The 14,095-nt window shown below is 50.3% G+C and carries 20 protein-coding genes; 19 read left to right on the plus strand and 1 reads right to left on the minus strand.

All coding sequences use genetic code 11. The features are described from left to right. The first annotated feature begins 8 nt into the window (after positions 1 to 8). The 19 genes from RS889_RS12420 to RS889_RS12510 all read left to right on the plus strand — a co-directional run bounded on the left by RS889_RS12420 (position 9) and on the right by RS889_RS12510 (position 13,125). Positions 9 to 230: a hypothetical protein gene (locus RS889_RS12420; protein WP_290182726.1), complete on the plus strand. Its 222-nt coding sequence runs from the start codon at positions 9 to 11 to the stop codon at positions 228 to 230. A gap of 840 nt (positions 231 to 1,070) precedes the next feature. Further along, positions 1,071 to 1,274: a tail protein X gene (locus RS889_RS12425; protein WP_021015776.1), complete on the plus strand. Its 204-nt coding sequence runs from the start codon at positions 1,071 to 1,073 to the stop codon at positions 1,272 to 1,274. Positions 1,275 to 1,276: 2 nt separating this feature from the next. Beyond that, a complete protein-coding gene (locus RS889_RS12430; RefSeq protein ID WP_021015775.1) occupies positions 1,277 to 1,486 on the plus strand; it encodes an HP1 family phage holin in 210 nt (69 codons plus the stop codon). Continuing rightward, positions 1,470 to 1,979: a lysozyme gene (locus RS889_RS12435; protein WP_315707482.1), complete on the plus strand. Its 510-nt coding sequence runs from the start codon at positions 1,470 to 1,472 to the stop codon at positions 1,977 to 1,979. The genes RS889_RS12430 and RS889_RS12435 overlap by 17 nt, the downstream gene beginning before the upstream one ends. After that, complete coding sequence (gene lysB / locus RS889_RS12440) at positions 1,976 to 2,407, plus strand: Rz-like lysis system protein LysB (RefSeq protein ID WP_315707483.1); 432 nt, start codon at positions 1,976 to 1,978, stop codon at positions 2,405 to 2,407. Before RS889_RS12435 ends, lysB begins: the two co-directional genes overlap by 4 nt. Further along, entirely contained in the window at positions 2,295 to 2,531 is a 237-nt protein-coding gene (gene lysC, locus RS889_RS12445; protein WP_237160186.1) for an Rz1-like lysis system protein LysC, read from the plus strand. Before lysB ends, lysC begins: the two co-directional genes overlap by 113 nt. Further along, a complete protein-coding gene (locus RS889_RS12450; RefSeq protein WP_315707484.1) occupies positions 2,497 to 2,964 on the plus strand; it encodes a phage tail protein in 468 nt (155 codons plus the stop codon). Before lysC ends, RS889_RS12450 begins: the two co-directional genes overlap by 35 nt. Positions 2,965 to 3,241: 277 nt before the next feature. Next, positions 3,242 to 3,883, plus strand: coding sequence for a phage baseplate assembly protein V (locus tag RS889_RS12455; RefSeq protein ID WP_315707485.1), 642 nt, complete (start codon positions 3,242 to 3,244; stop codon positions 3,881 to 3,883). Beyond that, the gene (locus RS889_RS12460) at positions 3,880 to 4,227 is read left to right on the plus strand and encodes a GPW/gp25 family protein (protein ID WP_021015770.1); all 348 of its coding nucleotides are present in this window, start codon (positions 3,880 to 3,882) and stop codon (positions 4,225 to 4,227) included. The genes RS889_RS12455 and RS889_RS12460 overlap by 4 nt, the downstream gene beginning before the upstream one ends. Before the next feature lie 4 nt (positions 4,228 to 4,231). After that, complete coding sequence (locus tag RS889_RS12465; protein WP_315707486.1) at positions 4,232 to 5,140, plus strand: baseplate assembly protein; 909 nt, start codon at positions 4,232 to 4,234, stop codon at positions 5,138 to 5,140. Beyond that, complete coding sequence (locus RS889_RS12470; RefSeq protein WP_315707487.1) at positions 5,133 to 5,744, plus strand: phage tail protein I; 612 nt, start codon at positions 5,133 to 5,135, stop codon at positions 5,742 to 5,744. Before RS889_RS12465 ends, RS889_RS12470 begins: the two co-directional genes overlap by 8 nt. Before the next feature lie 225 nt (positions 5,745 to 5,969). Further along, positions 5,970 to 7,073 (plus strand): phage tail protein, encoded by a 1,104-nt coding sequence (locus RS889_RS12475; RefSeq protein WP_315707488.1) that lies wholly within the window; start codon positions 5,970 to 5,972, stop codon positions 7,071 to 7,073. After that, complete coding sequence (locus tag RS889_RS12480) at positions 7,073 to 7,687, plus strand: tail fiber assembly protein (RefSeq protein WP_315707489.1); 615 nt, start codon at positions 7,073 to 7,075, stop codon at positions 7,685 to 7,687. Before RS889_RS12475 ends, RS889_RS12480 begins: the two co-directional genes overlap by 1 nt. Positions 7,688 to 7,946: 259 nt before the next feature. Further along, complete coding sequence (locus tag RS889_RS12485; RefSeq protein WP_315707490.1) at positions 7,947 to 9,104, plus strand: phage tail-collar fiber domain-containing protein; 1,158 nt, start codon at positions 7,947 to 7,949, stop codon at positions 9,102 to 9,104. Then, on the plus strand, positions 9,104 to 9,718 hold the full coding sequence (locus RS889_RS12490) for a tail fiber assembly protein (RefSeq protein ID WP_315707491.1): 615 nt from the start codon (positions 9,104 to 9,106) through the stop codon (positions 9,716 to 9,718). The genes RS889_RS12485 and RS889_RS12490 overlap by 1 nt, the downstream gene beginning before the upstream one ends. Positions 9,719 to 10,043: 325 nt before the next feature. Continuing rightward, complete coding sequence (locus tag RS889_RS12495; RefSeq protein ID WP_315707492.1) at positions 10,044 to 11,180, plus strand: phage tail protein; 1,137 nt, start codon at positions 10,044 to 10,046, stop codon at positions 11,178 to 11,180. Position 11,181: 1 nt separating this feature from the next. Beyond that, positions 11,182 to 11,391, plus strand: coding sequence for a hypothetical protein (locus RS889_RS12500; protein ID WP_315707493.1), 210 nt, complete (start codon positions 11,182 to 11,184; stop codon positions 11,389 to 11,391). Positions 11,392 to 11,405: 14 nt separating this feature from the next. Continuing rightward, positions 11,406 to 11,612: a tail fiber assembly protein gene (locus tag RS889_RS12505; protein WP_315707494.1), complete on the plus strand. Its 207-nt coding sequence runs from the start codon at positions 11,406 to 11,408 to the stop codon at positions 11,610 to 11,612. A 160-nt stretch (positions 11,613 to 11,772) separates the two neighbouring features. Further along, positions 11,773 to 13,125, plus strand: coding sequence for an esterase-like activity of phytase family protein (locus RS889_RS12510; RefSeq protein WP_315707495.1), 1,353 nt, complete (start codon positions 11,773 to 11,775; stop codon positions 13,123 to 13,125). A gap of 168 nt (positions 13,126 to 13,293) precedes the next feature. On the opposite strand, the gene smrA is transcribed toward RS889_RS12510, so the two are convergent. Continuing rightward, on the minus strand, positions 13,294 to 13,857 hold the full coding sequence (smrA, locus tag RS889_RS12515; RefSeq protein WP_315707496.1) for a DNA endonuclease SmrA: 564 nt from the start codon (positions 13,855 to 13,857) through the stop codon (positions 13,294 to 13,296). Between the last annotated feature and the right edge of the window lie 238 nt (positions 13,858 to 14,095).

Consider the following 14,095-nt stretch of genomic DNA (forward strand, 5'->3'; position numbering starts at 1 on the left):
AAGGTATCGTGGAACAAACTGAGAACACAGGGTTATCCCTATCAAGGATTAGATTGATTGCTGATATGTCACTAATATCACAATGTAATCCTGAAGAAATGAAAATCGCCATGTCATTGATTGCGGATTTGTCTCACAACGCCATATCCACCGATGATTATCAAAAAATTCTTAAGAGTTATGGCAATTTTCAACTATTGGATACGTGGTTAGCGCAGCATGGACAGTAAGACATTATGATCAGTAATATTCAGCAGGAGTTCCACTGGCTAGAATTAAAAACATCATATCTCCCTTTCCCTTTATGTCCGCCAGATACAAAATCTTCTCCTCATTTCAGTTTTTTTGCTGAAACCATGTCCATGGGGCTGCCTTAACGCGTAGGCCGGTTTGATTATTACGTATCATCGCCCATGACTTTTTTTAGGTGTCATTTGGTAAACCACCGACCACACGTTTCTGCCTTTGCCGATGACACCTCCGGGTGTGAATATCTCTCTGTAACAATGAGTATATCCAACACAAAGATTGTATTGATCTTTCCCGTCTCTGAACTATCAACTCGTCGTTGAAAATAGTGTCTTTACACGCCGAACCCCGCTGATGTCAAAGGTATGTCGTACTCTCTGTAAGTATTGGCATCGGCTATTCCCCATCGCTACTCGCTCAGAAACCCATCGTCTGGCGCTTTCCCTTTTCATTTAGTGCTGAAACCCACCTTCGGTTTGACTTTCCATTTACACCGTCTTCATCGGTTAACCACTGAGCATCACGGCACATAGGTGGTTGTATGTAATAAGGAACAACCCCCCTTCGTTGCGATATGTTCCCTGGCCCAGGAGGATAGCAGGCCTGACATCCACTGTTTTTATTCATTCTGAGGTTTCATGTCCACACGATTACCTAACGCTCAATCAGAGCGTGATCCGTTGATAAAAAGCCTATTTTTCTGGCTTGGCGTTCAGCCAAAAATCATGTTCGTCAGACAAAGCATTAAAACGCCATGTCGTCATGCCGCAAACATCGAACAACTGTGCAATACCCGTTCTTCTCTGAGTGGAGATTGTTAAATGAAAATTTATGCCCACCAAGACGATACCCTTGATGCCCTATGCTATCGCTACTACGGCCGCACACAAGGCGTTGTGGAAACCGTACTGCAATCGAATCCTGGCCTTGCCGATTTGGGCCCAATCCTTCCCCACGGTACGGCAGTTGAGCTTCCTATTATCCAGTCCTCATCGACACGTGAAACTATCAATATCTGGGAATAACCATGGAAAAAGCCACCTCTACTATATCTTATGCTGTCGCCGTTTTTCTGGCCTGGTTTGGTGGATTGTCATCACAAGATATTGCTTTTTTCGTCGGTGCCGCTGTCGGCGTAGGAACCTTTCTGGTGAATTGGTATTACCGGCGAAAAAGTTATCAATTACTGCGGCGCACGAACTTGCGACCCGAGGTATTCGATGAACTCAACCGCTAAGCGCTGTATTGCCGCCACGGTATTGATGCTAGCGGCCCTGCTACCCGACTATTCCCGGCTACATACCTCCAGAAATGGATTGGCACTCATTGCCAATCTGGAAGGTTGCCAACTGTCGCCTTATAAATGCAGTGCACATGTATGGACTAACGGTATTGGCCACACGGCCGGTGTATCCCCCCATCACACCATTACGGAACAGGAAGCGGCGGCCAATCTCGTTTCAGATGTGATTAATGTAGAACATGCGTTGTCCCGCTGCATGCCGGTAAAGATGCCGCAGCCGATCTATGACGCAGTTGTAAGCTTTACCTTTAATGTCGGCTCCCGCGCTGCATGTCAATCCACGTTAGCCTTTTTCATTAACAAACAACGCTGGCTCGACGCCTGTAATCAATTATCACGCTGGATTTACATCAACGGAGTGATTTCTCCTGGCCTGGAACAACGTCGCAAACGGGAACGGACGCTCTGTCTAACGGGGGTGATGTGAAAACATTACTGATACTACTGGTGTTATCTGCTGGTCTCATCGCCGGATTGATATGGCAAACCCACCATCTGAGTCAAGAACTGGCTTCTGCTAACCAGACGCTGGGACAGCAAAAAAACACGCTGATAGCCCAGGAGGTCACTATCAATACGCTACAGGAAACATCGCAACACAATACTCAGGCACAGGCAGAACTTCAGGCTAAGACAGAGCAGGCCGGGCAGTTAGCTACTACCCGTAGCCGAGAAATAACGAGGTTGCTCAATGAAAACAAAAATCTGCGGCGTTGGTATCAGTCTGCTTTACCTGACGATATTGTCAGGCTGCACACACGCCCAGCCTTCAACCAGCCCAACGATTATTTACGCTGGCTGTCCGACCGTACACAGCTGTCCGATTCCGGGAAGCCAGCCCAAAAGCAACGGTGACTTAAGTGCCGATATCCGTCAGTTGGAAAGTGCGCTGATCAATTGCGCACTACAGGTGGAAACCATTAAACAATGTCAGGAAAACTATAATGCAAAAACCACAAAGTCTGCGCCTCGCGCTTAATGCCATGTTCCCCAGTTTGCAGGCGAACCCTGAGCTACTGCAATCTACAATAGAAAAAGGCGCTATTGCCTCAACATTGGCTACATCACTATCATTTGAATATCAGTACAAACTGGTATTATCACTGAATAACTTCAGCGACAATCTGGATACATTATTTGTGACGATTCTTTCCTGGTTGCGTACCCACCAGCCGGATTTGATGACACGGGAAGCCGTGCGTAATCGCGGATTCAGGTTCAATATCAGCCAGAATACGGATGGCACAACAGCAGTACGCATTACGCTAAAGCTCACTGAACGTAACTGGGTTCGGGAAGAAAACGAATCTCTCTACCTCACCTATGAACCTGAGCCCACACCACCAGAACCCGTCACGCGTCCAATGTCGTTATACATTAATGGTAATTTGATAAGCCAGTGGAGTAAGTAATTTACCTGTTATAGCGGGTCACTGAATTAACGTGGCCCGTTGATTACCCCAACGCCTTCCTATTTCATCTCAATTACGCTTGTCCGTTTCCATCCACTTTATTCCCACCCTCCTCCTTAATGCCTGTTGGAAGCCAATCCCGGTGCGGAGTGTACGTCTATCAACAATGCCAGTACCGGTATCATGACCGACCGCGTTTATCAGTAGTAATTGTGTCAGGCACCGGCGGACCACCTCGCATTGCGCCAAAACATTGGAAACTTCATGCTTTCCTCCCATGAATACATATGAATATCTCTCCGAAATCCAGCGCGCATTACGCAACCTGATCCGTGTCGGTGTTGTTACTGAAGTCGATACTCAACAGGCCCTCTGTCGCGTGCAAACCGGTGACATGGTTACCGGATGGCTCCACTGGTTGTCTCGCCGCGCCGGACGTTCCCGCGAATGGTGGGCACCCTCAGTGGGTGAACAGGTTGTACTGCTCTCAATGGGAGGTGAGCTCAATACTGCATTTGTTCTACCTGGCATATTCAGTGATAACCATCCGGCACCTTCGGTATCCGCTGATGCCTGCCACATCCGTTTTCCTGATGGGGCCGTCATGGAATATGAACCAGCAAACGGCGCACTCTCCGTTACTGGAATAAAAACCGCCAACATCGTAGCGACAGAATCTGTGGTCGTTACCACTAAAAACGTCACCATTAACGCCAGCGAAAAAATCACGCTGGATACACCCGAAGTAGTTTGTACCCACAAGTTGACCACCCAGACAATCGACATTCAGCAAGGCGGCACCATAACCGGTGATGTAGCCCACTCGGGTGGTAGCCTGACGTCAAACGGCGTGGTGGTACACACCCATCAACATAGCGGCGTGCAAAGCGGTGGCGCCACCACGGGAGGGCCATTATGACCACCAGTTATACCGGTATGAATCGCAACAACGGTGAGAGTCTGAGTGATATCAGCCATCTGCGTCAGAGCGTGCGTGACATTCTGATCACTCCTCAGGGCAGCCGGGTGATGCGTCGCCAATACGGTTCACTGTTGTCAACATTGATTGACCAACCACAAAGCCCGGCGGTCAAACTCCAGGTGCAGGCTGCTTGCTATATGGCATTATTGCAGTGGGAGCCGCGCTTAAAACTCACTGCCATTACGCTAGAAAGCTATTACGACGGCCAGTTAGTTGTCGATATTACTGGCGCCTACACCGATACCGGCGACACCCTTTCGTTAACCGTTCCTGTGAGTTGATACCATGCCCATCATTGATCTGAGCCAGTTACCTGCCCCCAGCGTGGTCGAAACGCTGGATTTTGAAACACTATATGAAGAACGCAAAGCAACACTGCTCTCGCTTTACCCATCGGACCAGCTTGATGCCATTTCTCGCACACTGGCGTTGGAATCAGAGCCGCTGGTGAAGTTGTTGCAGGAAAATACCTATCGGGAAATACTGCTGCGCCAACGCATCAACGAAGCCGCACTGGCAGGCATGCTGGCCTTTGCTCAAGGAAATGATCTCGACCAGTTGGGTGCCAATGTCAACGTTTCCCGCCTGGTAGTCACCCCGGCGGATGATACAACCATTCCTCCAACACCCGCGGTCAGGGAATCAGACTCCGATTTCCGGGTTCGTATTCAGCAGGCCTATGAGGGGCTGAGTGTCGCTGGCTCTGTCGGTGCCTATCAGTTCCATGGACGCAGTGCCGATGGTCGTATCGCTGATGTTTCTGTTATTAGCCCCAGTCCGGCGAGCGTTATCGTTTCAGTCCTATCCCAGGAGAATAATGGCAGCGCCAGCGATGAACTGATAGCTATTGTTAACACCGCACTGAATGCCGAAGACGTTCGACCGGTGGCCGACCGAGTAACAGTACAATCAGCGGTGATCGTTCCTTATCAAATTGAAGCGACGCTCTATCTCTATCCCGGCCCCGAAGCAGAACCGGTTCGTGCAGCGGCCGAACAAAAACTGACAAGCTACATCAGTGCCCAACATCGGTTGGGTCGTGACATCCGTCGCTCAGCCATTTATGCCGCGTTACACGCAGAAGGGGTTCAGCGAGTAGAGTTGGCGCAGCCCGCCGCCGACATTGTTCTCGACGAGACTCAGGCCTCATTTTGTTCTCATTACCAGTTAACCCTGGGAGGTACTGATGAGTAACAACTGCTTGTTACCACCCGGTTCTTCCACCCTGGAACAAGCTGCCGCTCAAACGGGTGCCGAGTTGGAAAAAACGCCGATCCCGCTGCGTCAGCTCTGGAACCCTGATACCTGCCCGGTCAGCTTACTTCCCTACCTGGCCTGGAGTTTATCTGTCGATCGCTGGGATGAAAACTGGCCAGAGACCACCAAACGTAAAGTCATTAAAGACTCGTTTTTTATTCATAGACACAAGGGAACCATTGGCGCATTAAAGCGAGTCGTTGAGCCACAAGGCTATCTGATCCGCATCAAGGAATGGTGGCAGACCGGTGGTGAACCAGGCACATTCCAACTGGATATCGGTGTGCAGGAGAACGGCATTACTGAAGAGACATTTCAGGAACTGGAGCGATTGATTGCCGATGCTAAACCGGTCAGCCGCCACCTGCTGGGATTAAACATCAATCTGGACAGTCGGGGCACGACCTATCTGGGGGCCAGCCTCTACAGTGGTGATGAACTCACCATCTACCCGTATTTCCCGGAAACCATTTCCGTGTCGGGCAGTGACGTGAACGGCGCAGCCGTTCATCTCATCGACAGCATGAGCATCAGCGTCTGACTTACCATTCCTGATTTCCAACCTCCTCCCACAGCCAGCTTCTGCTGGCTTTTTTTCTATGGGCTGTTGTGCCATCGGCATGACTACGCTCACGGCGTGTCCTGGCAGCCGCCAACAGGCATTATTGATTTGTTCGATTAGCCAAACACAAACAACTTATTCAGATGTTTTTCATCGATGTCGCACCACACATCATGTTCAATTACGGCGATATGAGAGGACTACATGAGTACGAAATATTTTACCCTGCTGACCAATATCGGTGCAGCGAAACTGGCAAACGCCACCGCGCTGGGTGAGCGTCTTGCTCTCACTCAGATGGCGGTGGGTGACGGTGGCGGCACACTGCCCGCTCCCGACCCAACGCAAACTCAACTGGTTAATGAACAACACCGAGCCACGATCAACACGTTGAGCATTGACCCGGGAAATACCAACCAGATCATCGCTGAGCAAATTATCCCGGAAAACGAAGGCGGCTGGTGGATCCGTGAAATTGGGTTGTATGACGGAGACGGTGATTTGATCGCTGTTGCCAACTGCCCGGAAACCTATAAGCCACAGTTACAGGAAGGTTCTGGCCGGATTCAGACTATCCGCATGATCCTGATAGTCAACAGCACCGATGCCATTACGTTGAAACTAGATCAATCGGTGGCATTAGCAACACGTTCATACGTGAATGGCAAATTTTCCGATGCAACACTAACTGGTACACCGACCGCGCCCACCGCCGTCAGCGGCAACAGTTCAGACCAGATTGCGACCACTGCGTTTGTCACGGCGGCGACCGACGAGGTGGATGCTGTTCTGGCGAAAAAGCTAGATATTGCCGAACTGGTTGGCATCCCGCTCCCCTGGCCGCAGGCCACCGCACCAACAGGATGGTTAAAATGCAACGGTCAGGCATTCGATACCGCGTTATATTCCAAGCTGGCCACGGCGTATCCGTCCGGCACTTTGCCCGACCTGCGTGGTGAGTTTATTCGTGGTTGGGATGATGGGAGAAGTATTGATATCGGCCGGGCGATAGGCAGCCAGCAATCCGCGACGGCCATCAGAACAGGTGTTATGGATTACAACGGGACTGATATTGATAGCTCTGGTGTGTATATCGGTATTGCGCATGCCGATCCGGATAGCTCGGTAAACACAATAAATTATGCAAATCAGAGATTTCCAAACGGGGTGTTAATGTCAACAAATAGCCTTTCTGTAGACAATGGAGTGGCGGGAAACGCGAGTAATTTCGTGTTCAAAGATGGCGTGAACTGGTTCACAGTTCGTCCTCGCAACCTGACATTTAGCTACATTGTGAGGGCTGCATAATGAGCGATTCAATTCAGGCACAAACACACCTCGATAATACCGGGCTGGCCGAAAACGCGGGCTGGATAACAGTCTATCATGTTGACCCTCAAACCCGTGAATACCGCGGGGCCAGTGATGAATACCTGATGCAGGGCGTCGGTATTCCCGCCAACAGCTACGCCGATGAACCCACGCCACCCGAAGCTGGTCAGGCATTACGCCGCACAGCAGACGGTAGCGCATGGGAACAGGTACCGGATTATCGCGGCCAGACGGTATACGGCACGCAAACTGGCCAGGCGCAAACCGTCACCGCCCTCGGTAATTTACCGGATGATGTGACACTGATAGCACCAGCAACGTCGTATGATAAATGGGATGGCAGCGCGTGGGTAACCGACACTGACGCCCAACACGCCGCCGCCGTCACCGTTGCACGGCAAGAACTAGCAACACGCCGCCGCACCGCCAATGACCGTATTAATGAATTAACCTATGCAGTGGATCTGGCGCTGGCAACCGACGAAGAAAAAACGGCCTTGACCGACTGGAAAAAATATGTGGTATTCCTAAGTCGCATTGATACCGCTACCGCGCCGAATATCGACTGGCCGACGGCGCCGACGTTGTAATGCTGAAATACCGCAACAACGTTCCTCCGCAACTAGACCAACGTTCTTATTACAGAGGGATAACACTGCTCGGTGTTGTCTCCCTTCTTATCCAACGCCTGTAACGTGCTTCGGCAAAAAACGCTCCCCATAATACCGTCACCCAATCACAGCGAAACATATCTGCCAAATAACATCCTTTTTCTTCTGCGATGTGCTTCGAAACTTCGCTGATGTCGCACTGCGGCATCATTCCATTCCAACCGTATGAGTAATCTGCATGAGTACAAAATACTTTGCTCTATTGACAACTATCGGTGCGGCAAAACTGGCGAATGCCACTGCGCAGGGTAATCGCCTTGCCATCACTCAGATGGCGGTGGGTGACGGTGGTGGCACGCTGCACGCTCCGGACCCCAACCAGGCCAAACTGATTAATGAACAACGCCGGGCCGCACTCAACACGTTGAGTATTGACCCGGAAAATACCAACCAGATCATCGCGGAACAGATTATCCCAGAAAACCAAGGCGGCTGGTGGATCCGTGAAATTGGTTTGTATGACGCAGATGGCGACTTGGTCGCTGTTGCCAACTGCCCGGAAACCTATAAGCCACAGTTGCAGGAAGGCAGTGGCCGCATTCAAACCGTGCGCATGATTTTGATTGTCAGCAGTACCGAGGCAGTGACGCTGACAATCGATCAGTCAGTAGCGCTAGCAACACGTCAATATGTTGATAACGCGATTATTGAAGTCAAGGCCTATGCGGATAATGTGTTGTCCGAACATGTTGCCACCGTTAATCCACATCAACAATACGCCCCGATTAACAGCCCGGCATTGACCGGAACACCAACCGCGCCGACCCCGGCACAAGCGACAAACAGCACACGGATTGCCACCACGGCCTTTGTTACCGCTACAACAACCAGTCTATCGGCTAGCGTCACATCGGAACTGGCGTTAAAACTGGGTATCAGCGAACTGGTGGGCATCCCGCTCCCCTGGCCGCAGACCACCGCACCAGCCGGCTGGTTAAAATGCAACGGTCAGGCATTTGATACTGCGTTATATCCCAAGCTGGCCACGGCGTATCCGTCCAGCACTTTGCCCGACCTGCGTGGTGAGTTTATTCGCGGCTGGGATGATGGGCGAGGTGTTGATAGTGGACGCACACTATTATCGCAGCAATCCCACGCGATGCAGCAAATGACAGGCAGTGTACCCGGGGTGCACGCACAAACATTGGGGGCCCAATTCGGGGGGTTAGGAGTATTAAAAACGTACCATGTTGACAGCACAATAGCCCCAGCAGCTGGGGGGGGCGACTATGGCGGGTTTGTTTTGGAATTCGATAACAATGTCACCGGTATAAACGTATCGACAGAGAATAGGCCACGCAACCTGGCATTTAACTACATTGTGAGGGCCGCATAATGAGCGATTCAATTCAGGCACAAACACACCTCGATAATACCGGGCTGGCCGAAAACGCGGGCTGGATAACGGTCTATCATGTCGACCCTCAAACCCGTGAATACCGCGGGGCCAGTGATGAATACCTGATGCAGGGCGTCGGTATTCCCGCCGACAGTTACGCTGATAAACCCACACTACCTGAAGCCGGTCAGGCACTACGCCGCAGTGATGACGGTAGCGCGTGGGAACAGGTACCCGATTATCGCGGCCAGACGGCATACCGTACCCAGACCGGCCAGGCGCAACCCGTCACCGACCTCGGTGATTTACCGGATGATGTCACGCTACTGACCCCGGTAACGGCGTTTGATGTGTGGGATGGCAGCGCATGGGTAACCGATACCAATGCTCAACACGCCGCTGCCGTCACCGTCGCACAACAGGAACTGACCACGCGTCGCGCAATCGCTAACGCCCGTATCGAGGAACTCACCTACGCGGAGGAACTCTCCATGGCAACCGACGAGGAAAAAACCGCATTACTGGCGTGGAAAAAATATGTGGTATTCCTGAGTCGCGTCGATACCGCTACCGCGCCGGATATCGACTGGCCGACGGTGCCGGAGAACTAACTTCGCCACAGTCTTTTCCACTCACTCCAACTTTACGTGGTGTGATATATCGTTCAGACGTGCGTTTATCACACCCGTATAAGCTGGCTTTTTGTTTTAAAAGCACCGACAACATTTCGTGTTTTTTATCGTCATCATCCACATAACAGTTTATCTGCCGAATATTCTTGTCGTGCCATACAGCTATAAACGCGCATTACGTGTCCTCACTCCAACCAACAGGCATCATTATTTTGTTCGCTTAGTAACAACCCCCGATTCTGATTTCCTTCACTGGTGTTGTACACCAACATCATTTTCAACCACAGTTGTATAAGTAGGTTATATGAGTACAAAATACCTTGCTCTATTGACGAACGTCGGCACGACGAAACTGGCGAATGCCACCGTGCTGGGTAATCGTCTTGCCATCTCGCAGATGGCGGTGGGTGACGGTGGTGGCACACCACCCACGCCCGATCCGGCACAAACCAAACTGATTAATGAACAACGAAGGGCTGCTCTCAGCACTCTGAGTGTTGACCCTCAAAATGCCAACCAAATCATCGCTGAACAAGTTATTCCTGAAAACGAGGGCGGTTGGTGGATCCGTGAAATTGGCCTGTATGATACTGACGGCGATCTGGTCGCTGTGGCTAATTGCGCCGAAACGTACAAACCCCAATTGCAGGAGGGTTCCGGGCGTATTCAGACTGTACGCGTGATTTTGGTTGTCAGCAGTACCGAGGCAGTGACGCTGAAGATTGATCCCGCCGTAGTGTTGGCGACACGTCAATATGTTGATAACGCAGTTATTGAAGTCAAGGCCTATGCGGATAATGTGTTGTCCGAGCATGTTGCCGCCGCCAATCCCCATAAACAATATGCCCCGATTAACAGCCCGGCTTTGACTGGCACACCGACGGCACCGACACCAGCGAACAACGACAACAGCAAGAAACTGACCACGACGGAGTTTGTGGCCAATGCTTTAGTGGGTAAACTGGCCAAAGACCAGAACGGCGCGGATATTCCCGACCCTGCGCTCTTTGTCAAAAACCTTGGTTTAGGAGATGCGGCAAAACTCGGGGTCGCTACAACGGTACAAATGCAAGCAGGAGTCGCAACAGATGTACTGCCTAACGTAGCTACAGTGATGGGATTATTTAGCAAACGTGCATTTGCTACGAATGACTACATCCGGATCCCGGATGTGCCAGGTGGCTTGATTTTGCAATGGGGAACTATCTCATCGGGGAGTGGTGGCGATGCAGCCTGGGTTTATCCCACCCCGTTTCCAACTGCCAGACTTTGTGCGCTTGGAACGATCTGGCGGTTAGGTGTTCTCCAGTCTGATTATTCAACTATTTCTTTGAATGATGCGTCCGATCCAACACCTAAAATCCTCAGTAACTTCAACTTGCGCGTTAACGGAATCGGTGGAGTAGGATATACCGCTTTTGTCTTGGCGCTGGGATACTAAAATGACAACCGCATATTTCTCACCATCCATGAATTCTCTCATTCCTGTAGCATGGAAAGACGATGGCACTTATACAGAAGATGCATGGTCATCTGATGCAGTGCTCGCGACAGATGAAGAGGTGATAACCTTCTGGAAACAAACTCCGCCAACAGGGAAAATACTGGAACAGTCGATGAACGTCCTGCATGGGTTGATGAACCAGCGTTAACCCAAGCTCAACAGGTGGATCTGGCTGAACAGAAAAGGCGACCATTGCGCAGTGCTGCTGATTCAGAAATCGCATGGAGGCAGGATGCTGTTGATTCAGCTATCGCCACAGAGCAGGAAGCAGCAGGCCTCGCATCCTGGAAGAAATACCGGGTACTTTTGATGCGAATTGATACATTAACCGCCCCCGGTATCGACTGGCCGATGGTGCAGACGTTGTAATTAATTTCGCCCACACATCCTAATTGCGGTGGGATATCTCACCGCATCTTATCCCGCGTTATTATCATTCATTACGCTACCGCTTTATCCCTCGTCATAAAACTGTCGCATTCCAGATTTAGTGTATTTCAGCCAATTCGATAATTATCGGGATACTACTATGCGCGTTTGCCTTTCTGCACTGGCTGTTGCCTTATTATTCCAAACCGCTCAGGCGGCGGATATTCATACTGAACATTATCAAATCACATTCCCTGCCAACGACCATGTTGCCTACAACGGTGCATGGAAGGCTAATTTCCCCGCTGGTTTCCCCATGGGGGTCGGTTCCGGGCTGGTATTTACCGGACGTAATGGCGATAAATTGACGTTTACAACCGTCACTGATCGTGGGCCGAACGCCGATGCACCGAAATATCAGGGCCATGACGCTAAAATTTTCGCCACGCCAGATTTCACCCCGTCATTAATGACGATTACCGTTGATGGCAAAACAGCGCAGGCAACGGCACTGCGTAAAATTCACGATGATCAGGGCCCCATCAGTGGCTTGCCGTTACCCAGTTCTCTAGTGGGAACTACCAATGAAATCGCCCTGAATGATGTTTTAAAACAACAATCTGATGATAGCCGTGGGCTGGATACGGAAGGGATTACGCCTGATGGCAAAGGCGGCTTCTGGCTGACGGATGAATATGGTCCATTTCTGATTCATATTGATGCCCAAGGAAAAATTCTGCAAAAATTCGGCCCGACGCCGGAGAAAAATGAACAAGGTATTGCGAGTGGATTACCCAATATCATCAAATGGCGCCAACCAAACCGCGGTTTTGAAGGGATAACCCGGATGCCAGATGGCCGCATTCTGGCCGCGGTGCAAAGTACGCTGAACATTGACGGGAAAACCAAAAATCGAGCGATATTTACCCGTCTGGTCAGTTTCGATCCGGCAACCGGTAAAACGGCGATGTATGGTTATCCGCTTGATGTTAATCACTGGAAAAAAATGGCAGATGCCAAGATCGGTGATATGGTCGCGCTGGATAACCATCAGGTGCTGGTTATTGAGCAAGGTGCGGATAAAGAGAAGGTAATGCACAATATTATCTATCGTGTTGACCTCAACAAAGCAACGGATCTGACACCTTTCGATCAGCAACCGGCCGAGTGGGATAATGCAGCAACGCTCGCCAAACGCGGCATCACTCTGGCAAAGAAACAGGAAGTTGTCGATCTGCGCAAACTCGGCTGGCAGCCGGAGAAAGCCGAAGGACTGGCGCTTATTGATGCCAAAACGCTGGCCGTCACCAATGATAATGATTTTGGTATGCAGGCCGTGCTGATTAATCCAGTGGATGGAGTGAAAAAAATCGGTAACTATCAGGCCGATGAAAGCGGAAAATTGTCGTTAGATGGCAAACCCACAGCAACGAGCATCGAATTAAAACCCTTACCTGCCAATGAATCATCTAGCCAGATTTGGATCATCCATCTGCCAAAAGCGCTGAAATAATTACCGTATTAACCGCATTTTCCTGTCCATCCCGGAGACTATTCCAGGATGGATAGTCTCCCGATTTTTCTCGCTGAGTCGCATTGCGTTGCCAAATAAGCGATTAACGGGTTGCAACGGCTACGACCGATCTTTTCAGGTACAGAACGTTATCATGGGGAATACCACTCACCGGCTGCGCTTGGCATGGCGTTCACGATTATCCAGACGGGACTGCTCAGATTTTCTCAGTGCCACATAACAGGCACCGGTCCCACCATGAAAAGGCTGTGCAACGCAAAAAGCCTGTACCGCATCAAACTGTGGCAACCAGCGCGACAGGTAGTTACGGATTACATTTGCATGTGATTTATCATGTCTGCTTTTACCATGAATAATCAATAAATTACGCAGATGATGTTTTTGCGACTGTTGCATGAAAGCAAATAAGTTCTGCCGGCAGGTTTCCACCGGCTGGCGTAGTAAATTCAAACTGGCATCCAGTTGATATTTTCCTTGATGCAATTTGTCCAGAACACCTTGCTGAATTCCATCACGCTTGAACTCAATCGGTTCGGCACATGGGAAAAGATCAATAAACCCGGTAATCAGAAAATTATCCGGCTCAGACACTTCACACGGCCTGACAGTCGTGTTGAGAGGCGAAGGCTTCAGATAAACGATGGATGAAGGTGCCAGCGGTTTGACGTCATCCATAGCATGTTGAAACAGCATTTTCTCGTCGGCGTTCATATTGATGCCCTCCACGCTCGCGCAGACAACCCCCCTACTATAACGGGAGTGATAGAAAATATCACACCCGTACTGCGCCGGGTTTTATACACCGATTTATTTACTGATGTCATGAGCAATGATAAACAACTATCGTCTTCCGCTTTTGATTCCCATTCTTTAATAATTGAATAATTTCAATTGGTTAAATAAATTCAGGAACAAATAACCTCACTATTTCGCACCAGATTAGCTCGGC

Source organism: Brenneria uluponensis (assembly GCF_032395385.1).
GTDB classification, from domain to species: domain Bacteria; phylum Pseudomonadota; class Gammaproteobacteria; order Enterobacterales; family Enterobacteriaceae; genus Prodigiosinella; species Prodigiosinella aquatilis.